This window comes from Sphingobium sp. CECT 9361 (assembly GCF_918741285.1).
Taxonomy (GTDB): Bacteria; Pseudomonadota; Alphaproteobacteria; order Sphingomonadales; family Sphingomonadaceae; genus Sphingobium.
Window position 1 is genome coordinate 113,818 of sequence record NZ_CAKKNC010000006.1, and the last position, 20,046, is coordinate 133,863.

19 protein-coding genes are annotated in these 20,046 nt (G+C 57.7%); 11 read left to right on the forward strand and 8 right to left on the reverse strand.

Annotated elements, in window-relative coordinates:
* Window positions 1-3: 3 nt before the first annotated feature.
* From LQ220_RS10960 to LQ220_RS10980, 5 genes are all read right to left on the reverse strand, one after another.
* Window positions 4-789, reverse strand: coding sequence for a polyphosphate kinase (locus LQ220_RS10960; protein ID WP_230188328.1), 786 nt, complete (start codon window positions 787-789; stop codon window positions 4-6).
* Between the two features lie 39 nt (window positions 790-828).
* Window positions 829-1,608 (reverse strand): SDR family oxidoreductase, encoded by a 780-nt coding sequence (locus LQ220_RS10965; RefSeq protein WP_230188329.1) that lies wholly within the window; start codon window positions 1,606-1,608, stop codon window positions 829-831.
* Window positions 1,608-1,808 (reverse strand): hypothetical protein, encoded by a 201-nt coding sequence (locus LQ220_RS10970; RefSeq protein ID WP_230188330.1) that lies wholly within the window; start codon window positions 1,806-1,808, stop codon window positions 1,608-1,610. Before LQ220_RS10970 ends, LQ220_RS10965 begins: the two co-directional genes overlap by 1 nt.
* Before the next feature lie 56 nt (window positions 1,809-1,864).
* The gene (locus tag LQ220_RS10975; protein WP_230188331.1) at window positions 1,865-3,427 is read right to left on the reverse strand and encodes an alkaline phosphatase D family protein; all 1,563 of its coding nucleotides are present in this window, start codon (window positions 3,425-3,427) and stop codon (window positions 1,865-1,867) included.
* A gap of 114 nt (window positions 3,428-3,541) precedes the next feature.
* Complete coding sequence (locus LQ220_RS10980; RefSeq protein WP_230188332.1) at window positions 3,542-4,762, reverse strand: 2OG-Fe(II) oxygenase; 1,221 nt, start codon at window positions 4,760-4,762, stop codon at window positions 3,542-3,544.
* A 156-nt stretch (window positions 4,763-4,918) separates the two neighbouring features.
* Between LQ220_RS10980 and LQ220_RS10985 the strand changes: the two genes are divergently transcribed.
* Window positions 4,919-5,155 (forward strand): hypothetical protein, encoded by a 237-nt coding sequence (locus tag LQ220_RS10985; protein ID WP_230188333.1) that lies wholly within the window; start codon window positions 4,919-4,921, stop codon window positions 5,153-5,155.
* A 154-nt stretch (window positions 5,156-5,309) separates the two neighbouring features.
* The gene (locus tag LQ220_RS10990) at window positions 5,310-7,967 is read left to right on the forward strand and encodes a M1 family metallopeptidase (RefSeq protein ID WP_230188334.1); all 2,658 of its coding nucleotides are present in this window, start codon (window positions 5,310-5,312) and stop codon (window positions 7,965-7,967) included.
* A gap of 67 nt (window positions 7,968-8,034) precedes the next feature.
* Here LQ220_RS10990 and LQ220_RS10995 read toward each other — a convergent pair whose 3' ends face one another.
* Entirely contained in the window at window positions 8,035-11,286 is a 3,252-nt protein-coding gene (locus LQ220_RS10995; protein WP_230188335.1) for an amidohydrolase family protein, read from the reverse strand.
* A gap of 243 nt (window positions 11,287-11,529) precedes the next feature.
* Between LQ220_RS10995 and LQ220_RS11000 the strand changes: the two genes are divergently transcribed.
* The 4 genes from LQ220_RS11000 (at window position 11,530) to LQ220_RS11015 (ending at window position 13,132) form a co-directional block, all read left to right on the forward strand.
* Window positions 11,530-11,769 (forward strand): hypothetical protein, encoded by a 240-nt coding sequence (locus LQ220_RS11000; RefSeq protein ID WP_230188336.1) that lies wholly within the window; start codon window positions 11,530-11,532, stop codon window positions 11,767-11,769.
* Window positions 11,770-12,281: 512 nt separating this feature from the next.
* Window positions 12,282-12,488: a cold-shock protein gene (locus tag LQ220_RS11005; RefSeq protein WP_104953994.1), complete on the forward strand. Its 207-nt coding sequence runs from the start codon at window positions 12,282-12,284 to the stop codon at window positions 12,486-12,488.
* 132 nt (window positions 12,489-12,620) lie between these two features.
* The gene (locus LQ220_RS11010; RefSeq protein WP_230188337.1) at window positions 12,621-12,815 is read left to right on the forward strand and encodes a hypothetical protein; all 195 of its coding nucleotides are present in this window, start codon (window positions 12,621-12,623) and stop codon (window positions 12,813-12,815) included.
* A gap of 149 nt (window positions 12,816-12,964) precedes the next feature.
* Window positions 12,965-13,132 (forward strand): hypothetical protein, encoded by a 168-nt coding sequence (locus LQ220_RS11015; RefSeq protein ID WP_230188425.1) that lies wholly within the window; start codon window positions 12,965-12,967, stop codon window positions 13,130-13,132.
* A 14-nt stretch (window positions 13,133-13,146) separates the two neighbouring features.
* On the opposite strand, the gene LQ220_RS11020 is transcribed toward LQ220_RS11015, so the two are convergent.
* Complete coding sequence (locus LQ220_RS11020; RefSeq protein ID WP_230188338.1) at window positions 13,147-13,545, reverse strand: low affinity iron permease family protein; 399 nt, start codon at window positions 13,543-13,545, stop codon at window positions 13,147-13,149.
* 96 nt (window positions 13,546-13,641) lie between these two features.
* Between LQ220_RS11020 and LQ220_RS11025 the strand changes: the two genes are divergently transcribed.
* The 4 genes from LQ220_RS11025 to LQ220_RS11040 all read left to right on the forward strand — a co-directional run bounded on the left by LQ220_RS11025 (window position 13,642) and on the right by LQ220_RS11040 (window position 17,105).
* Window positions 13,642-13,956, forward strand: a complete 315-nt coding sequence (locus LQ220_RS11025; RefSeq protein WP_230188339.1) for a hypothetical protein — start codon at window positions 13,642-13,644, stop codon at window positions 13,954-13,956.
* A gap of 144 nt (window positions 13,957-14,100) precedes the next feature.
* Window positions 14,101-15,300, forward strand: a complete 1,200-nt coding sequence (sucC, locus tag LQ220_RS11030; protein WP_230188340.1) for an ADP-forming succinate--CoA ligase subunit beta — start codon at window positions 14,101-14,103, stop codon at window positions 15,298-15,300.
* 129 nt (window positions 15,301-15,429) lie between these two features.
* The gene (locus LQ220_RS11035; protein WP_230188341.1) at window positions 15,430-16,179 is read left to right on the forward strand and encodes an electron transfer flavoprotein subunit beta/FixA family protein; all 750 of its coding nucleotides are present in this window, start codon (window positions 15,430-15,432) and stop codon (window positions 16,177-16,179) included.
* Window positions 16,176-17,105: an electron transfer flavoprotein subunit alpha/FixB family protein gene (locus tag LQ220_RS11040; RefSeq protein ID WP_230188342.1), complete on the forward strand. Its 930-nt coding sequence runs from the start codon at window positions 16,176-16,178 to the stop codon at window positions 17,103-17,105. The genes LQ220_RS11035 and LQ220_RS11040 overlap by 4 nt, the downstream gene beginning before the upstream one ends.
* 80 nt (window positions 17,106-17,185) lie before the next feature.
* On the opposite strand, the gene nhaA is transcribed toward LQ220_RS11040, so the two are convergent.
* Window positions 17,186-18,448 carry a Na+/H+ antiporter NhaA gene (nhaA, locus tag LQ220_RS11045; protein WP_230188343.1) on the reverse strand — a complete coding sequence of 421 codons (1,263 nt, stop codon included), beginning with the start codon at window positions 18,446-18,448 and terminating at the stop codon, window positions 17,186-17,188.
* A 156-nt stretch (window positions 18,449-18,604) separates the two neighbouring features.
* Here nhaA and LQ220_RS11050 point away from each other — a divergent pair, with 156 nt between their 5' ends.
* The gene (locus tag LQ220_RS11050) at window positions 18,605-20,005 is read left to right on the forward strand and encodes a glycosyl transferase family protein (protein WP_290369037.1); all 1,401 of its coding nucleotides are present in this window, start codon (window positions 18,605-18,607) and stop codon (window positions 20,003-20,005) included.
* The last annotated feature ends 41 nt before the right edge of the window (window positions 20,006-20,046 follow it).

Below are 20,046 nucleotides of genomic sequence, written 5' to 3' on the forward strand. Positions count from 1 at the left end.
AGGCTACTTCTTCGGCTTGTACCCAAATGCCGCTTTTGCCAGCGCCACCACTTCGGGATCGGCTTCGGGCATGTCCATCGGAACAAGCGCTTCCAGTGTTTCCGCGATATAGCGCAAGGCCGCTATCCGCCCTGCCTTGCGGTGGTTATTGTCGATCACCTTCCAAACTGCGCCCGGCTTATCCGTCCGTCGGAACATGTCGTGCATCGCATCCAGATATTCCGCGCGCTTGGCACGATTGCGGTAATCGTCCGTGCCCGTCTTCCAGCGCTTCCACGGCGTGTCGATCCGCTCGGCCAGTTGCTTGTCCTGGGTTTCCTGCGTGATGTGGATGAACAGTTTGACGACATTGGTGCCGGCGTCAATTTGCTGTGCTTCGAAATCATTGATTTCGCGATAGGCGCGTTTCCAGTCGGCCTTGCTGCAGAAGCCTTCCACGCGCTCCACCAGGACTCTCCCGTACCAGGTACGATCGAAAACTGCGATATTGCCGTTGGCCGGAAGCCGGTTCCAAAACCGCCAGAGATAATGGCGATTGCGCTCCTCTTCGGTGGGTGCCGCAATGGGCCACACATGGAAATAGCGTGGGTCCCATTCCGCCGTCATTCGCTGGATGATGCCGCCCTTACCCGCCGCATCCCATCCTTCGAACAGGATCATGCTGCGTTTTTCGTGCACAATATGGGCGACTTGCACCTTGGCCAGCCGCTCCTGCAAGGCCTCCATCTCCGCTTCATAATCACCCGCGAACTTCGGGGTGGATTCATAGTCTTCGAGTTTTATCGCCATGCCCCACGATAGCCTATAGACGGCGCGTCGAGTAGTCCCTCAGATACCGCCAATCGTGACGGTCGCGCCGCCGTCTACGATGATGGACTGACCGGTGACATAGCGCCCTGCTGGCGAGGCCAGAAACACAGCAGCACCGGCGATTTCATCTGGTTCGCCGATCCGTCCCAAAGGCGTGCCCCGCAATGCTTCCTTCAAGTTTGCTTCGTCTTCCCATAGGGCGCGAGCGAAGTCGGTCCGTACCAGGCCGGGCGCGATGCAGTTCACACGCACATTGGCATAGCCCAGCTCCGCAGCAAGATTGCGCGCGAGTTGAAAATCGGCTGCCTTCGATACATTATATGCGCCAATGACCGGCGACGCGCGATAGCCCCCGATCGAGGACACGATGATGATTGCCCCGTCCCGTCGCTCCACCATTTCAGGCGCAATCATCTGCGCCAGCCAGTGATTGGACAGTACGTTGTTGCGGAAAATCTTCTCGAACTGATCGTCGCTGATCCCTGCCATCGGTCCATAATAGGGATTGGCCGCCGCATTGCAGACGAGGATGTCGATGCTCCCGAAAGCCGCACGGGTTTCATCGACTAACCGGCGCAGATCGTCTTTCGACGCGATGCTTGCCGCCACCGCAATCGCCCGTCCATCGTTCTGCGCGTTAATGGCCGCGGCGACGGTATCGCATGCATCCTGCTTGCGCGAAGAAATGACGACATTGGCGCCGTGGGCCGCATAAGCCTCCGCAATCGCGCGCCCGATGCCGCGCGACGAGCCGGTAATGACCGCAGTCTTACCGGCCAGCGAAAACAGCGCTGACATCAGTTGTCGATGGCTTTGCGAATCCTGTCGTGTACGGCCTTGATGCGATCGGCCGCTTCGGAAAAGGTGATGACATCGGCGCGATTGCCATTGGCGCGCGCGTCCTTAACCGAATCCTTGTAGCCTTCCATGTCGGTTTCCAGAGCATCGCACAGGATTTCCGCTTCGTCCTCAGTAAAGGTCAGGGTGACGTTCTTCATGGGTTAAACTCCTTTCCGATGCGTCCTATTGGTCCCCGCTGCGAAGCGCAACCCGGTCAGGCGATGTTCAGCGCAGGCTTGCCGTGCTCCACCGTAATCGTAGCAGCAGTGGAAACTGGCGCGCCCTTCTCGCTAACCATTGGGACGACCCGGCATTGGCTCTGCCATGTTGCGGGCGATACGTCGCACAACAGATAGCCACGCCGATCGCCCGTATATTTAAGGAAGGGATTGCGCGCGATTATACGGTCGGTGTTTTCCCGCTTGTCTGCGCCGTCGCCTCCAGAAGAGATGGACGTACTGACAAATTCCACCGCAACTGCGTCGCCGGCCCCCTGCTTCTGGCGCAATTCTCCAGCGAAGTTCTGATGCTCGTCGCCGGTCAGGACAACGACGTTGTTCAAGCCTTTGAAACGCGAAAGCAACCGCTCGCGGGGTGCGTCATAGGCGCCCCAGCTATCCATGTTGCGGATAGCGTCCGGCTCATCGCCGGTACGTCGGTCGAGCGGCATCACCATGATCTGCTGCGCGATGGCATTCCACCGCCCCGCCTTTTGCCTGAGGTTCCTGTCGAGCCAAGCTTCTTGAACCTCCCCAAGCACTTGCGCCTTCGGATCGGAAACGCCGGGGCAGATCGTCTTGAACCCATCGTCGCAAGGCTGATCGCTACGGAACTGGCGCGTGTCGAGAAAATGCAAGTCCACCAAATTGCCGTAGAGCGCGCGCCGATAGATCTGCATGCCGTTGGCGCCGGGGAACGACGATTTGCGCAGCGGCATATGTTCATAATAGGCTTGAAACGCAGCCGCCCGACGCAGGGCGAATATCTCCTGCGGATCGCCACCCTGATCGATGAGGGTGACCCAATTATTCTCGATCTCATGATCGTCCGGCGTGACGAACCACGCAGCGGCTGCGTGCGCCGCCTGCAAATCGGGATCGAGCTTAATTTGCGTATAACGGCGGCGGTAATCGTCCAGGCTGTAGAGCATCTGCCCTTCGTGCGCGCGGACGAAGGGGCGCGGGAGGCCATCATAGCCGAACGGCACCGGCGAACTGCGCCCTTCATAGATATAGTCACCATAATGGAAGACAAAGGCCGGGTCATCGTTCGCGAGATGGCGATAGGCCGTGTACCAGCCATCCTCGAAATTCTGGCATCCCGCGACGGCGAAACGCAATTGATCGACCGATGCACCGGCGGCGGGCAAAGTCATCGCCTTACCGCGCATCGAGCGCTCCCGACCGATCCGGAAGCGATACCAATAGGGTCGTGCCGGTTGCAGTCCCGCCACTTCGACATGAACGCTATGGGCCAACTCCGGGCGCGCGGTCGCAGTCCCCTTTGCCACGATGGTCTTCATCGCAATGTCGGATGCCACTTCCCAATCCACGTCGACAACAGCCATAGGCATGCCGCCATGGCTGTCTTGCGGGTCTGGGCAAAGCCGTGTCCAGATGACGAAGCCGTCCGCCGCCGGATCGCCAGCCGCGACACCCAGACGGAAGGGATAGGCCGCAAATAGTTGCTGGGCGCGCAATATCGATGGCGCGGCAAGCCAGCCAGAACCAGCGGCAAGACCACCTAACAAGGCGCGGCGAGATAATATGTTGGGCATCAAGATCCCATAGCATGAGAGTGCGACATCAAACCGCACCTAAAGCGCCTTAAAGACACTGTGATGAAACCGCTACGGGAACCTATTAGGCAGGGGCGACAGAATAGGCCAAGATCAAGCCGCTGCCCGCTTTTTGGCGCGGGGTTTCGAGGCTGCTTTCAGCCTTGCTTCTGCAATAGAGGTTTTTGTCGGGGGTCGACATGTGCCCGAAGTCGGCTTTACAGTGACCGACTCTATGACATTTTTTCGCAGTTCTTCGTCTGCCAGATACTGCGCATTTTCCAGACGCAAAGCCGCCGCGGCTTCATCGTACAGGAACGGCAATATGCAATAGCGCGATCCGCGCGTGATGGGCGTAGCTTCGTGCAGTAGCGAGCAGGAAAAGACGATCGCGCCGCCCGTAGGGGGACGATAAGTCCGCATACCGAATTCAGGGAAGCGCAAATCTCCGCCATCATAATCTTCGGCATTGAGATTGATCGACACGGCAAAACGGCGATGCGCTGTACCGAGCGTTGTATTGTCCTTGTGCGGCCGAAAATAGCCGCCCGTGCCGGCATCATATCGCGCGATCAAATAGCGTTCCATGCGCGATACGGAGAATTGGAATGCACGCTGTATCTGCGGCACCAAGCGACGATAGAGGCGTGCCTGCAGCGCATCGCGCAACGCGCCTTCTTCAATATTACAGTCGCTGCGGCGTTTGTGATGATGATCGACGACCATCACCGTCGCTCCGGTCGCTGGATCGGTCTTCATATAGCCGCTGTCATGTGCGCCGTGCATCTCGCAATAGGCGATATATTCCTGGCACAGTGCCGGTTCGATCAGGTTCGGCACCTGAAGAACCGGCGCCCAGCTGGACACATCTTCCGCAGGAGACGGCAACTCTGAAAGACAGGCACAAATCTCCGCATAGTGGGTCGTAGGATTTTCGATGGGAATAACCCTAAGCACACGTAGCGCAGGATCGAGAATCCACGTGGTAAGAGACAAACGCGCGTTCTCTTCGTCGTTCTTCGTCAGGCATCCGAAGGTGTGCGCCAGGATGTGCTGGTCATCCCACAGTATCCGCAGCCCCGGATAGCGATCCCCCAAGCGACGTTCGGATTCGTCCTGCGGGTCATTGGAGATGATGAACGCGCTGGCGAAGACATCGTCAAATGGTCCGGCATTGCCATAAAGTTGCTGGAGAAATGTCATGATCCCCGGGATGCGCGTGCTGGCGATGAACGTCATCACGATGTAGCGCCCCGCAACGCTGTCCAAGGCATAGCGTGGATTGCTGGCACTGCGTGCCAGAAGCGATGGGATGGGGTCGCCGGGTCCAAACATGATCCGGATTATCTCCGGAACATGGTAAATATTCCGTTACCGTGCCTCGATACGCGCTAGACACGATTTCTTACAATCGGGTCGATTGCTCGAAACACTGGGACCGTATCTCCTGACCTGTCCCGTCCGCCGCGGCGGAAAAGTCAGGAGACACTCATGTCCATTCGGTTACCCCTCATCTGCGCAGCCGCTGTAGCGCTCGTTCCCGCAGCCGCTTTCGCCAAAGGCCCAGCGGATACCCGCCTGCGCCCCAATGCGACGGCACCATCGACGGAGCGCCACTTGCGCGACATCAAATGCCATCACGAAGCGTCCAAAGCCACGACCTGCATCGGCTACAACCACATGGCCAAACAGCGTCGTGAGGCCGCACAACTTACCGATCGCCGATGATCGGCGTAGGGCCGGGATACGCACCCCCCAGCATTTCCCGGCCCGACCACCTCCTTATTTAACGTGATTGTAACTTGACGAGTGGTCTGAAACCTACGAACCGTTGAGGCATCCGGCGCCATAGCGCTGCCTGCCGTTCTCGGAGTTTCACCCCATGTCTCTTAAAAAAATCGTGCTTGCGCTGTCGCTTACGGCTGCCCCCATTGCACTGAATGCCCCTGTATCTGCGCAAACGCCTGCGTCCCCTTCATCAGGTCCGGCCGCAAATGTGACGACCCAGCTTCCTCGTGGTGTTGTACCTACGCATTACGCGATAACCGTCACCCCTGATGCCGCCAAGCTGCGCTTTACCGGCAAGGTCGCTATCGATGTAACGGTCACAACGCCAAGCGACAGCATAACCCTGAATGCCGCTGACCTTACCATCGACAAGGTTTCGATCACCCCGGCTGGCGGCAAAGCCATAACCGGAACCGCAACCATCGATGCCGATGCGCAGACGGCAACACTCAAGTTCGCAAAGTCGCTCGCGGTCGGCAAATATGTGCTGACGATGGACTATGCCGGGATCATCAATACCCAAGCAAACGGGCTGTTCGCGCTCGACTACACGGACAATGCCGGAAAAGCGAAGCGCGCGCTGTTCACGCAATTCGAAGCGCCCGACGCACGCCGCTTCGTGCCGAGCTGGGACGAGCCAAGTTATAAGGCGACATTCGACCTGACTGCCATTGTGCCCGCCGATCAGCTCGCGGTCGGCAACATGCCGGTCAAAACGCGGAAGGATTTGGGCAAGGGTCTGGCGCAAGTGACGTTTGGCACCTCGCCCAAGATGTCGTCTTACCTGCTGTTCTTCGGCCTTGGCGAACTGGACCGTGCAACCAAGATGTCCGCAGGGACCGAGATCGGCGTGATTACCGGCAAGGGCAACACCGGCAAAGCGCACCTCGCACTGGACGGTGCAGCGGAAATCCTGCCCTATTATAACGATTATTTCGGCGTACCTTTCCCACTGCCAAAGCTGGATAACGTCGCCGGGCCGGGGCAGAGTCAGTTCTTTTCGGCCATGGAAAACTGGGGTGCCATCTTCACCTTCGAGCGGGCCTTGATCGTCGATCCCAAATTCACGTCAGAAGCCACCACGCGCCGTATCTACGAAACCGTGGCGCATGAAATGGCGCATCAATGGTTCGGCGATCTGGTGACGATGGCGTGGTGGGATGATCTCTGGCTCAACGAAGGCTTCGCAAGCTGGATGGCGACCAAGGTTACCGACAAGCTGAAGCCGCAATGGGAAATGTTGCTCAGCCGCGTAGGCAACAAGGAATCTGCGATGGGACTGGACGCATTCGTCACTACCCATCCCGTCGTGCAGAAGATCACCACGGTGGATCAGGTCAATCAGGCGTTCGACACCATCACCTACGAAAAGGGTGAAGCGGTCATCAGTATGCTGGAGGCGTTTGCTGGCGAGGACGTGTGGCGCACGGGTATCCGTAACTATATGAAGACGCACGCTTACGGTAATACGCTGACCGACGACCTCTGGAGTGCTGTGGAAGGCGCGGGGGCCAAGGGTCTGGTCAATATCGCCCATGATTTCACGACCAAGCCGGGCATTCCGCTCGTCACTGTCGAGAGCGCTCAGTGCAAGGGTGGTATGACCACGTTGTTGCTCAGCCAAGGGGAATTCAGCCGCGACACTAAGGGCAAGACGCCGTTGCGCTGGAATGTGCCCGTCATCGCGCAGACCATAGGCGGCGAAAAGCAGCGACTGGTGCTGAATGGCAAGGGCACGGTGACGCTGCCGGGCTGTGGTGCCTACGTCATCAACGCAGGCCAGGCGGGGTATTATCGTTCGCTATATCCTGCCGCGAATGTGCAGGCGCTGACGAAGGGGTTCACCACTTTGCCTGCCATCGACCAGCTTGGGTTGCTGGCGGACAACTGGCAATTGGGCCTGGGGGGATATCAACCGATCACCCTGCCCCTCGACATGATTGCAGCGGTGCCCAACGATGCCAGCCCTGCGCTCCTGGCGGCCATTCCGGGCTATCTGCAAAGCGCCTATATGATGTTCGAAGGCAAGCCCGAGATGCAAGCCAAAGCAGCGGCTTATGCTTCCGCCAAGCTGGCGCCTGTACTGACCGCTATTGGCTATGACGCCAAACCGGGCGAAGGGCCGCAGATCCCGCTCTTGCGTCAGCAATTGGTCGATACGCTTGGCACAATTGGCGACAAGGCAGTCGTAGCCGAAGCGGACAAGCGCTTTGCTGCGCTGGCGACCAATCCTGCCGCGCTGGATGGCCCACTCAAGAACATCTGGCTCGGCATCGTCGCTGCAAATGCCGATCAGGCGGTCTGGGATCAGCTTCGCAAAATGGCGAACGCTGCACCCACGGATCTGGAAAAGAGCCAGTTGTTCGGATTGCTCGGCGAAGCGAAGGACAAGAAGCTGGCGCAGCAGGCGCTCGATCTGGCTCTGACCGACGAACCCGGCAAGACGACCAGCGCCGCCATCATCGCCGCAGTAGGCTATCAGCATAGCATGCTGGCGGTCGATTTCGTGCTGGCGCATCGCGCCCAATATGAAGCGATGATCGATGTGTCGGCTCGCTCTCAGGCATTGGCGCGACTGGGCGGGAGTTCGGCGGACTTGGCGATGGCGACGAAACTGGATGCCTACGCAACCCAGTATCTGACGCCTGAATCGCGCAAGGTCGTGGATCGTGCCATTGCGGCGATCAAGGCGCGTGTCGAAACGCGCGCAAGGCTTACGCCCGACATCGCTGCATGGTTGGCGAAGAAGTAAGACACCTCGATGCGATGCTCCCCGGTCTTCAGCCTAGGCTGAAGACCGGGGAGCATTTACTGTCCTTCTAATCCACATGCCCGATGGCTTGGGTGGCGGTCTTTTCCGTCCAGCCGCCGTTACCAGGCTGTTCGAACCAAAAGGGCTTGCGTGGTGTTTGCCGCGTGCCGACTTCGTCCATATTGCCGTCATAGACCCGACCATTGGCGACCGTGTATCGTATCGAGGTCGTGTTCCGGATGTTGTCCAGCGGGTTGGCATCCAACACGACCAGATCGGCAAGCTTGCCCGGTTCCAGCGTTCCTAAATCCTTTTCCATGCCATAGGCCTTGGCAGGATTGATCGTGGCGGTCGCCAGCGCCTGAATCGGCGTCATACCGCCCAGAGCGAACATCCAGATGTCCCAATGTGCGCCCAGCCCTTCACGCTGACCATGTGCGCCAATCGTGACGGGGATGCCGATATCGCTTATACGTTTTGCGGTCTTGGCGATTTCGAGGACGTTGTTTTCCTCGTCAGGCACCATGACCGGGCGACGTGCGCGGGAATCGAGAATACGGCGCGGCACCCACTTGGTAAGGATAGGATCTTTCCAGACCTGCGTATGCTGATACCAGTAATTCTCTCCGAACGGACCGCCATAGGCGACGATCAGTGTCGGGTTATACGCGGTTCCCGACCCCTTCCAGAACTGCAGAACGTCATCGTAAACCTGCGCAACGGGCAGCGAATGTTCGATAGTGGTGTGACCATCAGCGATGAAGCTCATGTCCATTTCGAAAAGCGATCCGCCTTCCGGGACGACGCTCATGTCGAGTTGCCGCGCTGCCTCGATGATCTGCTGACGCTGTTCCCGGCGCGGCTGGTTATAGCTTTTCACCGACCAAGCCCCCGCCGCTTTCATCCGGCGCAGATGACCGAGCGCGTCTTCAAGGCTGTCGATCTTGGCCGTGAACGGGGTCGTCGCACCATAAAGGATGGTGCCCGTCGAGAATATGCGCGGCGCCACGATCAAACCGGCTTTCGCCATTTCCGATGCTGCGAAGATTTCGCTCGTGTCGTTCGATGGGTCATGGATGGTCGTGACGCCAAAGCCCAGCCCGGCATAATTCACCCAGCTTTGCTGCGGGATGATTTCTTCCGATCCCATCGTTCCGTGCCAATGTCCGTCGATGATGCCCGGTATGATGGTCTTACCGGCGGCATCGATGATTTTGGTGCCCGCCGGAACCGAGACATTGGCACCGACCGCTTCGATGCGGTTGCCATTGAGCAGGATCGTGCCGTTTTCGATAACTTCGCCGCTGCCGCGCATCGTGATGATCCGCGCGCCGGTGAAGGCCACGCGGCCTGACGGCGTATCGTAATTCTGCCGGAAGGACAGGTTTATGCCTTGATCGGCAACCGGGGGCAGTTTCTCAGGCGCGCCCGGGACGAATGTGAAATCGTCTTTCGTTGCACGGCCGAACAGTTGCGGGCCGAGCGACCACCACAACTTCGCACTGTCGCCCGACCAATGGAGCCAGTCGCCGGCATCCTTTGTCACCTGAAACACAGGCAGCGACTTCATGTCGGCGGCGATGTCGATAGGCTTCCCGGTGCGGGTAAAAGGCATCACGCGGCCCTGGAAACGCTCGGTCCACGCGACCCACTTCTCGTCAGGAGATATCGCATATTCAGAGGCGTTCTCACCTGTCAGGTGCGTACGCTCCTCGGTCTTGTCGAGCGCAACGGATTTGAGCGCGCGGTTCTTGCCATCCTTCGCTACGAAGAAGACGCGATCGTTCGATGCCCCGAATTGCGGCTGTCCGCCTGCATCCGTGATCTTTTTCATTGCGCCACCAGCAGCAGGAACGACGTAGATGCCCGGCTCGCGCGCGTTGACGGGAGATGTCAGATAGCCGTCCTCGACCTTCGTAAAGGCAATGGTCTTTCCGTCGGGCGAAAATGTCGGCTCCAGATAGTTTCCAGCGATCTGCGTCACCTTTCGCCCCACGCCGCCCGTTGCAGGCATAGTCCGCACGGCCCCCTGCTCAGTGTCTGACCAGCTGACATAGGCGATCTGTTTGCCGTCGCGCGACCAGCTTGGGTACAGTTCGAAATGATCGTTCTGGCTGGTCAGGCGCTTGGCGGTGCCGCCCGCCACGTCGCGCACCCACAAATGACCCAGCGCCTCGAAGACGACTTTGTCGCCTTTGGGTGAGGTGTGGGCAAAGCGGATCATCTTCACGTCGAATTGCGAAGGCGCCACATCGACCTGATGGCGCACAGCTTCGGTCACGCGCCGGGTGCCGGTAACATGGAAAGGAATATCGCTAACGGCCTTGCTGCCGATATCGACCCTTTTGATCCCGCCCTGCGCCCAGAAGACCACGGACTTATTGTCCGGCGTCCATTCAATGCCGGGATACACGCCCTGGATTGCCCAGGTTTCCTGCATATCGCGATCAAGTATGTCAGTAATCGGCGTCTCGCGGCCGGTGGCGATGTCGAGTACGTAAAGGACAGTTTTGTACCGATCGCGACGGATGAAGGCGAGGCTTTTGCCATCGGGCGAAGGTGTGGGACGGATCGACCCGCCCGGTCCGCCGATATATTTCTCGATCTTGCCCGTGTCGCGATCCAGCCGTTGAATGGCGTAAATCTCGCCGTTCACATCCTTGGAATATTCGAACACTTCTCCGGGCGTCACGTCATCGGAATAATAAAGGTAGCGACCGTCGGGAGAGAATGCAGGCTCGTTGGTGTCCTTCTGATCGGTCCGCTTCTTGGTGAGTTGCAGCCCTGCCCCGCCAGCCTTGTGGTAAAGCCACATTTCCCCCGCACCGAGCGAACGACCCGAAGTAAAATGCTTTCGCGCGACGATATAGTCGCCGTCTGGCGACCAGTCCGCCTGATTGAGAAGGCGGAAATCCTCCTTCGTCACCTGACGCGGGTTCGCGCCATTGGCATCGACAATCCAGATGTTATCGCCGCCGCCACGATCCGACGTGAAAGCGATGGAGCGACCATCCGGCGAAAAGCGCGGCTGCATGTCCCATGCTTTACCGCTGGTAATGGGCTTCGCTTCGCCACCGTCGATAGGCATGACGTACAGATCGCCCAGCAGATCGAACGCTATCGTCTTACCGTCCGGCGATACGTCGAGCGACAGCCATGTGCCATTGCGCACATCGATGGGCACGTCCCGCGCCGGACCATGGTCCGCCGACACATCCCATTTGGGCTTCTCGTCAGCCTTTGCGGGCGTTGTAGAGGGAGTTTGCGCAAAAGCCGCCGTTGCCGTGGTGGCGAGCAAGGCGATGAAAAGCCTGGTCATGAAAAGATCGTGTCCCTGTTGAGTGGGTGCTGCGGATCCGCGCACCGGAATGTCAACACGCTAAGACAGTTGTGGTTGCCTCGTCAAAGGCTTAGCGCGATGGACCAATCGCCAAGAAATGCGAGGGCGACTTTTTTGAATTATGCTGCTATGCAGCGAATGTCGCGCGCCAAAGTTCAACGGGAATGCCGCGGCGGGAGAGCGCATAACGCCTCCGCCTGGTCTTGCCACGAAGGACATTCTATGAGCCGTGCCATCAACCTTTCCGCTGCGCCTGCCGCCGTCACGACGCTTTGCGAAAAGCACGCCATTCGCATTTCCAGCATCGAGCCTTTGGAATCGGGCGGTACGCGAGTCGTCCTGCTCACCGCTGATGGCGCCGATACCGTCCGCCGCCGTATGAAAGCTCAAATTGTCGACGGCCCGGTCGTACGTTCGGGACTGTACATGGCGCGTCGGCCAATCGAATCCAGCCGCCATTGATTGACCTTGGCCAGACGGAAACGTCTGGCCAGTACTTTGGTTTTGGACCGCTGGCCGATTAAACGCGACAAATCAGTATTGTGGTGCTACAATGCAGTTATCGTGCGAAGATTGCCCGCAAGCATCGCACGGCCGAGAGACAAGAATGCGCTCCCGCTTGCCCGTCAAGAGGAGTGTCTTCCTGGAAGACCTCAATCAGCTTTTACATCGTGAGCAGACCGCTTTGTTGCGCGTCCAGGCGAGCGAATGTTCCGCAGAACGCGCCTTAAATGTCCGTTCTGCACAAGATTATGGTGCTCGAATCGTGAACCACCGCTTGCCTTATCGCTCGCGTCGCGCCGATGGCAGCACTGCTTATGCGCCTGTCCGCGTTCGCGGATAGCGCACTGCCCTTTCGACGCATCGGCCGGAGCCGGACGATGCGCTGTCATATTCGACTATCCGGCACCATATTTGGCACGTTGCCATCGCATAGGGCGAAGCGCGTGCATGACTACCCAAAGGAACTACCTATGCCTATCGGCACCGTTAAATTTTTCAACGCAGACAAGGGCTATGGCTTCATTGCTCCCGAAGACGGCGGCAACGACGCCTTCGTTCACATCACTGCGGTTGAAGCAGCCGGCATGCACACGCTGACGCAAAACCAGCGCGTGTCCTACGAACTGGAACCCGACAAGCGCGGTAAGACCGCAGCGGTCAATCTCCAGGCAGCCTAACCGCTGACAAGAGCAGGCGGCGGAATGTGCGGCAGCAATGCCCGTTCCGTCGCCGCTTTCTATATATCTGCCTAAAATTCCTGGTGCCCCCGCAGCACCTCGACTTTCTTCTCCGGATGAGGACAGCACATTATGACCCATTCCGATTTCTGTCGCCAGCAAGCCGCCAAGGCGCAGGCCGACGCCGATGCCACAAAGCTCGACAATGTTCGCGATCGTTGCCTGCGCTCCATGACAGCATGGACCGACATGGCCGACCGGGCTGAGCGCGTAGCCGCTGAACGCGAAGTACGCGAAGCAGCCTCTGCTGCGGCGCGAGCGCTTTAAAGCGCGCTCCTCCATTTTAAAATACGATTATACGGTATGGGTTGTCGGCAAGCCGCCGGGACTCCGTTGACCGAAGCTGCTACAATCTAACCGCTCACGTCACTCAGAAGAATGTCAGTATTATCCCAGTGGAGAGGGAGCAATGTGTCATGATGGACGTCAACTATCTTCTGCACCGACAGCAGGTGTCTCTGATACGCGCGACCTTGGCCAAGTCCGCTTCGGCGCGCGCTTCCCATGAGACATTGGCACGCGCCTATCGCGAACAGATCAATGCGTACCGCGAGAGCAACTGCATCTCTACACCGCCCCATTAGCAGCGGCGCCCCTGCTACCGCCGCTCGATGAGTCGTTCGATCGGTAGATGATTACCCTTTTCGTCACTACCCAGTTGCTCAAGTTCCGCTTTGATATCTTCGAGTTGTGCTTGGGTTAGATGCTCAATGCCAATGAACTGATTGCGCGCGCCCTCCACCGCCCGCAGCAGCTCATCCAGTTTTGCCTGCATCGCGGATGCATCCCGATTTTGAGCGTTTTGGATCAGGAACACCATCAGGAAAGTTACGATGGTCGTGCCCGTATTGATCACGAGTTGCCACGTGTCCGACCACTGGAAGAGCGGCCCGGTTATAATCCAAATCACCACCACGCCAAAAGCGAGCATGAAAGCCGCCGGCTGCCCCGCAAAACTGGCCGTCCGATGTGAAAATGCCGCGAAGAACCTGTCCATATCTTCTATCCAGTTGGAGCGTATGCAAAAAGCCTATGCGCTGCTCCGTGCACGACGTAAATCCCGCATTCAGGTGAAAACAGGGATCATCGCGATATGAAAATCGTTCCATTTTCCGTTTTTATGGCCAGCATCATGCTCGCCAGTTGTGCAACGCCCCAGACCCGTGTCGAAACAGGTCTTATGGACGCAGGCCTTTCCCCCCGCATGGCTGCATGCATGGCGGATCGAATGGTGGACCGCCTAAGCCTTGTACAGTTGAAACGCTTACAGTCGCTGGCGCGTGTTGGCCGGACGGACTTCGAACGGGTAACGGTCGACGGATTTCTATACAAAATCCGGGCTTTGGAAGATCCAGAGATTTTTGCCGTTACCAGTAAAGCAGCATTGGTCTGTGCGCTGGATAGCTAGCACAGCGCCAGTCATGGGCTCCTAGCGGGGCGCATTTTGCAATTTTGCAAAGTGATTTTGTGAAGTCGTGCTGGTTTTCCAGCAAACGCTGTGCTTTAGGGGCGTGAACCCTATTTTTCTCCCCTTAAAAGTGAGGCGGCACGCATGAATATCCATGAATATCAGGCCAAAGAACTCCTGGCGAAATATGGCGCGCCTGTGCCTGCCGGTTACGCCGCCATGTCGGTGGAAGAAGCTGTTGCTGCTGCAGGCAAGCTGCCCGGACCGCTTTACGTCGTGAAGGCACAAATTCATGCAGGCGGTCGTGGCAAAGGCAAGTTCAAGGAGCTCGGCCCCGATGCGAAGGGCGGCGTGCGCCTTGCCAAGACGCTGGACGAAGTAAAGGCAGCGGCGACCGACATGCTGGGTAACACACTCGTTACGATTCAGACGGGTGACGCCGGCAAGCAAGTCAATCGCCTCTACATTACTGATGGCGCGGACATCGCGAAGGAATATTACCTCGCCCTGCTGGTTGATCGTGGCACGGGCCGCGTGGCTTTCGTTGTATCGACCGAAGGCGGCATGGACATTGAAACCGTTGCGCACGACACGCCCGAAAAGATCCACAGCTTCGCTGTCGATCCCGCAACCGGATTCCAACCGCATCATGGCCGCAGCGTCGCCAAGGCACTTGAACTGACCGGCGACCTTGCCAAGCAAGCCGCAAAGGTAGCGGAAGCACTTTACAACGCATTCCTCGGCACCGATGCCGAGCAGATCGAAATCAACCCGCTGGCGCAAACCACCGACAACACGTTGCTGGTCCTGGACGCAAAGGTCGGCTTCGACGGTAACGCCCTGTTCCGCCACAAGGATTTGATGGAACTGCGCGACGAAACGGAAGAAGATCCGGCAGAGCTGGAAGCCAGCAAGTATGACCTTGCCTATATCAAGCTGGATGGTGACATCGGCTGCATGGTGAACGGCGCAGGTCTGGCGATGGCGACGATGGATATCATCAAGCTCAATGGCATGTTCCCGGCCAACTTCCTCGACGTCGGCGGTGGTGCAACGAAGGAGAAGGTGACGGCGGCGTTCAAGATCATCCTGTCCGATCCCGCTGTGAAGGGCATTCTCGTCAACATCTTTGGCGGCATCATGCGCTGCGACATTATCGCCGATGGCATCGTTGCGGCAGCCAAGGAAGTGAACCTTTCGGTTCCGCTGGTTGTCCGGCTTGAAGGCACCAACGTGCAACAAGGCAAGGACATTTTGGCAGCATCGGGTCTACCCATTGTTTCGGCAGACGATCTTGGCGACGCAGCGCGTAAAATCGTCGCGCAGGTCAAGCAGGTCGCATAATTCGGTGACGAGAGTGCAGCGACGCTACGGCATCGCTGCACTCTCATGACCCTCTTGCTTTGCATGGGTGCAACGCCCATTTGAAGCTGATAACTCCCCGGGAAGAGGCATAAACTGGAGGCCGACTCTATGAAAATCTTGGTGCCCGTGAAGCGGGTGATTGACTATAATGTGAAGCCGCGCGTGAAAGCGGACGGCACAGGCGTCGACTTAGCGAACGTCAAAATGTCTATGAACCCCTTCGACGAAATTGCTGTCGAGGAAGCTATCCGCTTGCGTGAAAAGGGCGCGGCGACCGAGATTATCGCGATTTCGATTGGCGTTGCGAAGGCACAGGAAACATTGCGTACGGCGCTGGCCATGGGCTGCGATCGCGCTATCCTCATTCAGACCGATGACGAAGTGGAACCTCTGGGCGTAGCCAAGCTACTCGCCAAGGTCGTCGAGGAAGAGCAACCCGGCCTTATCATTCTGGGCAAGCAGGCCATCGATGATGACAGCAACCAGACCGGGCAGATGCTCGCCGCTTTGCTTGGGCGTCCGCAGGGCACATTCGCATCGAAGGTCGAGGTCGACGGCGACAGCGTCAGCGTTACGCGCGAAGTCGATGGCGGCCTGGAAACGGTAAAGCTCTCGCTTCCTGCGATTGTTACGACCGATTTGCGCTTGAACGAGCCGCGCTATGCTTCGCTGCCCAACATCATGAAAGCCAAATCCAAGCCACTCGCACAAAAGACTCCGGCCGATTTTGGGGTGGACATTACGCCGCGCCTGGAAACGCTCAATGTGGTCGAACCGCCGAAGCGTTCGGCAGGTATCAAGGTTGCCGATGTCGATGAACTGGTAACGAAGCTCAAGGCAATGGGAGTGGCGGCATGAAGACGCTCGTTTGGGTCGAACATGAAGGCGGCCATCTGAAAGATGCAACACTGGCTGTAGTCACCGCTGCCAGCAAATTGGGCGAAGTGCACCTGATCGTCGCGGGGCAGGACGTCGCTGGCGTTGCTGGCGAAGCGGCTAAAATCGCAGGCGTTCAAAAGGTGCATGTTGCTGACGATGCGGCGTACGCGCATGGCCTGGCTGAAAATGTTGCGCCATTGATCGTTGATCTTATGGGGCATCACGATGCGTTTCTTGCTCCGGCGACCAGCCACGGCAAGAATATCGCGCCGCGCGTTGCCGCTTTGCTCGACGTGATGCAGATAAGTGATATCCTCTCGGTCGAAAGCGAAGATACGTTTACCCGCCCGACCTATGCTGGCAATGCCATTGCGACCGTCAAGTCGAAGGACGCAAAAAAGGTTATCACCGTACGTGGCACGGCCTTCGAAAAGGCGGCCACAGAAGGTGGCAGCGGTTCGATTGAAGCCGTAAGCGGTGCAGGCGATGCAGGCACATCGACCTTTGTCGGCGCGGAAATCGTTAAGCTGGAACGTCCGGAACTGACATCTGCAAAGATCATCGTGTCGGGCGGACGCGCATTGAAGGATGGACCCACGTTCGAGTCCACCATTTTTCCGCTTGCTGACAAGCTGGGTGCCGCAGTCGGCGCCTCGCGTGCTGCGGTGGATGCTGGCTATGTTCCCAACGACTATCAGGTCGGTCAGACCGGCAAGATCGTTGCCCCGGAAGTCTATGTCGCAATCGGCATTTCCGGCGCAATTCAGCATCTGGCAGGTATGAAAGATTCTAAGACGATCATCGCCATCAACAAGGATGAGGATGCACCGATCTTTCAGGTTGCCGACATCGGCCTGGTCGGCGATCTGTTCAAGATCGTGCCGGAATTGACCGAAAAGCTGTAACACACTTCTCTTCAGTAATAAAAAGGCCCCGATAGCGATATCGGGGCCTTTTTATTAACGCTTCGTGCTGTCGCGCCGTGTCAGCAATGTGCCACGTCTCCGTCCGCATCGATCTCGCGCGCCTGTTGCCTTTCTTCTACGTTGTGCTGTGGGTGCAATGGTGCGAACCGCAAAATCACGAACCCGACGATGGCCGATAAAATGGATCCCATCAGGATACCGATCTTAGCTTCCTCGACAAACAGCGGGTCGTTTGGAAAAGCCAATCCGCCGATAAACAGGCTCATCGTAAAGCCGATGCCACACAGCAAAGAGACAGCGTATATTTGAAGCCAAGTCGCTCCACGCGGTTTAGTACCTAAACCGATGCGAACCGCCAGCATGACACTCAGGAATATGCCCACCTGTTTGCCCAAGAACAATCCTCCGGCAATACCTATCGGAAGCGGTGCGAAGACATGTTCCAGTCCGATCCCGGCCATGGACACCCCAGCATTTGCAAATCCGAACAAAGGGACAACGAAATAGGCGCTCAGTGGATGAAGAGCATGTTCGAGGCGGTGCAATGGGCTATCGTCCGCGTCGGGAGCGCCAGGCGTAGCGCGTATTGGGATGGTGAACGCCGCCAGCACCCCGGCAATCGTTGCATGAACCCCAGACAGCAAAACCGCATACCAAAGTGCCGCAAAGCAAATCAGAAACACCGGCAGCGACTTCACACCTGCTTTGTTGAGGCCAAACATCAGCGCGAGGATCAATCCCGCTGCAAGGAGCGCCATCGTGTCAATGCCTTGTGTGTAGGCAATAGCGATAACCGCGACCGCACCCATGTCGTCGACGATGGCCACTGTCATCAAGAACAGCTTGAGGGAAGTCGGCGCGCGTTTACCCAGCAGCGCCAGTACCCCAATTGCAAAAGCAATGTCGGTCGCCGCAGGAATCGCCCAGCCATTGAACAGCGCGGGATCGCCATTTACCGCCAAAAGATAAATAGCTGCAGGTACCATCATTCCCGCCGCAGCGGCAATCATGGGCAGACGGCGCGCCGTCCAGTTAGACAAGCGACCGTCCAGAAATTCGCGTTTAATCTCTAGCCCAACCAACAGAAAGAACAGCGCCATCAGACCGTCATTGATCCAAAGATGCACGGTCATCGATCCCAGCTTGGGCGTCAGCACCGGACCGATGTCTGCATGAATGAAATGCTGATAAAGCTCGGCTACACCACCAGGAATATTGGCAGCCAGCATTGCAAGCGCTGCAGCCACCATCAGCAACACCCCCCCACCGGCTTCGCTGGCCAGAAAATCGCGTAGTGCTGACCGTGTTCCGTTCTGCGCCATAGCGAATAACGTCCTTTGCTCAATGGAGGCGCCCCGCCCACACCTATCGGAAAGCGAATGCTCGGGTCAAATGCTGCATGCGCTAACTAGCGCTTGCAAATACGTTCATAATGGAGATTGTAGCCCCAAATTGCGGAATGTCGGGGGACCATTTCCATATTTACAGTCAACGCCCTACTCAGCCTTCTGGTCGGTGTACAGCGGGAGCTTATGCTCTTTGCTGCCTGTGGACTGGTCATCGGTGGCATAGATGAACTGTTGATCGATATCGTTTACGTCAGCCGCAATCTCTGGCGACGCCTGACGATCTATACGCGGTTTGACGCGATGACGACCATGACGTTGCCTGCATCCGATCATTTAGGCCGTATCGCCGTTTTCGTGCCGGCCTGGCATGAGGCGGATGTCATCGGGGCCATGCTATGGACGGCGTTGCAGAAATGGGGCCAACAAAATTACCGCATATTTGTCGGCACATATCCCAATGATAGCAACACGATCGAACAAGTCTCCATCCTAGCGGATCGTGATCCCAGAGTAGTGCTGGTCGTCAATGCTATCGACGGCCCCACGACAAAGGCAGACTGTCTCAACGCAATTTGGGACGCCATGCTGTATGAAGAGCAGCGTACCGGTACAGCGTTCAAGGCAGTTGTCTTACACGATGCGGAAGATGTCGTTCATCCTGACGAGTTGCGCGTATTCGATCGATTGATGGATCGCTTCGACATGATTCAACTGCCCGTTCTGCCTCTCGTCAGCCAGCAGTCACAATGGGTGGCGGGCCACTACTGCGATGAATTCGCCGAAGCCCATGGCAAAAATTTGGTAGTGCGTGAAGCTCTGGGCGCGGCGGTTCCGTCCGCTGGCGTAGGATGCGCTCTAAGCCGAGACGCATTGATGAGGCTTGCCACGGATCAGGGCGGACGCCCCTTCGACCCACGATCGCTTACTGAAGATTACGAAATTGGTTTGCGCTTGACGGAACGCGGATATCGCGGAATTTTCGTTCGCATGAATGATGCTGCCGGCAAGCCGGTATGCAGTCGCGGCCATTTTCCGGAAACTTTGATTGACGCGGTTCGCCAAAAGGCACGCTGGACAGTGGGCATATCGCTGGCAGGATGGGATCGGCTGGGCTGGAATGGGGGCTTTGTTGAACGCTGGATGCGGTTACGAGACCGCGCAGCGGCTTTATCTGCTCTGATCCTGTTCGCGGCTTATGTCAGCGGGCTATTGTGGGTAGTGCTGTGGACCGTCGAGCAGGTGAGCAGCCAAAGTTTGATCGCCACCACGCCATTACTCACCCGCCTTCTCTCAGCGACCGCACTACTGATGCTCTGGCGTGTGATGGTTCGATCCCTATTCGTCGGCCATGCCTATGGCTGGCGACAGGCTTTGCGATCTGTCCCACGCACCGCCATCGCCAACATCATCGCAATCCTGGCAGCACGGCGCGCGCTCGCTGTTTATGTAGGCCTGTTACGCGGAACGCCGTTGCTCTGGGATAAAACGCAGCATCGGTTTCCAGCGAACCCTGTGCGGGAAGCACAGTGAGCCGCAGCAATAGACAGGGGCAGCCGCTAAGGTTCCTGCTG

What these genes read in the sequence shown, in the direction of transcription:
- LQ220_RS11010 (WP_230188337.1), top strand. Translation starts at nt 12,621, where the DNA reads ATGACCCATTCCGATTTCTGTCGCCAGCAAGCCGCCAAGGCGCAGGCC.
- LQ220_RS10965 (WP_230188329.1), bottom strand. Translation starts at nt 1,608, where the DNA reads ATGTCAGCGCTGTTTTCGCTGGCCGGTAAGACTGCGGTCATTACCGGC.
- LQ220_RS11005 (WP_104953994.1), top strand. Translation starts at nt 12,282, where the DNA reads ATGCCTATCGGCACCGTTAAATTTTTCAACGCAGACAAGGGCTATGGC.
- LQ220_RS10960 (WP_230188328.1), bottom strand. Translation starts at nt 789, where the DNA reads ATGGCGATAAAACTCGAAGACTATGAATCCACCCCGAAGTTCGCGGGT.
- LQ220_RS11000 (WP_230188336.1), top strand. Translation starts at nt 11,530, where the DNA reads ATGAGCCGTGCCATCAACCTTTCCGCTGCGCCTGCCGCCGTCACGACG.
- LQ220_RS10970 (WP_230188330.1), bottom strand. Translation starts at nt 1,808, where the DNA reads ATGAAGAACGTCACCCTGACCTTTACTGAGGACGAAGCGGAAATCCTG.
- sucC (WP_230188340.1), top strand. Translation starts at nt 14,101, where the DNA reads ATGAATATCCATGAATATCAGGCCAAAGAACTCCTGGCGAAATATGGC.
- LQ220_RS10980 (WP_230188332.1), bottom strand. Translation starts at nt 4,762, where the DNA reads ATGTTTGGACCCGGCGACCCCATCCCATCGCTTCTGGCACGCAGTGCC.
- LQ220_RS10990 (WP_230188334.1), top strand. Translation starts at nt 5,310, where the DNA reads ATGTCTCTTAAAAAAATCGTGCTTGCGCTGTCGCTTACGGCTGCCCCC.
- nhaA (WP_230188343.1), bottom strand. Translation starts at nt 18,448, where the DNA reads ATGGCGCAGAACGGAACACGGTCAGCACTACGCGATTTTCTGGCCAGC.
- LQ220_RS10995 (WP_230188335.1), bottom strand. Translation starts at nt 11,286, where the DNA reads ATGACCAGGCTTTTCATCGCCTTGCTCGCCACCACGGCAACGGCGGCT.
- LQ220_RS11020 (WP_230188338.1), bottom strand. Translation starts at nt 13,545, where the DNA reads ATGGACAGGTTCTTCGCGGCATTTTCACATCGGACGGCCAGTTTTGCG.
- LQ220_RS11015 (WP_230188425.1), top strand. Translation starts at nt 12,965, where the DNA reads ATGATGGACGTCAACTATCTTCTGCACCGACAGCAGGTGTCTCTGATA.
- LQ220_RS10985 (WP_230188333.1), top strand. Translation starts at nt 4,919, where the DNA reads ATGTCCATTCGGTTACCCCTCATCTGCGCAGCCGCTGTAGCGCTCGTT.
- LQ220_RS11040 (WP_230188342.1), top strand. Translation starts at nt 16,176, where the DNA reads ATGAAGACGCTCGTTTGGGTCGAACATGAAGGCGGCCATCTGAAAGAT.
- LQ220_RS10975 (WP_230188331.1), bottom strand. Translation starts at nt 3,427, where the DNA reads ATGCCCAACATATTATCTCGCCGCGCCTTGTTAGGTGGTCTTGCCGCT.
- LQ220_RS11035 (WP_230188341.1), top strand. Translation starts at nt 15,430, where the DNA reads ATGAAAATCTTGGTGCCCGTGAAGCGGGTGATTGACTATAATGTGAAG.
- LQ220_RS11025 (WP_230188339.1), top strand. Translation starts at nt 13,642, where the DNA reads ATGAAAATCGTTCCATTTTCCGTTTTTATGGCCAGCATCATGCTCGCC.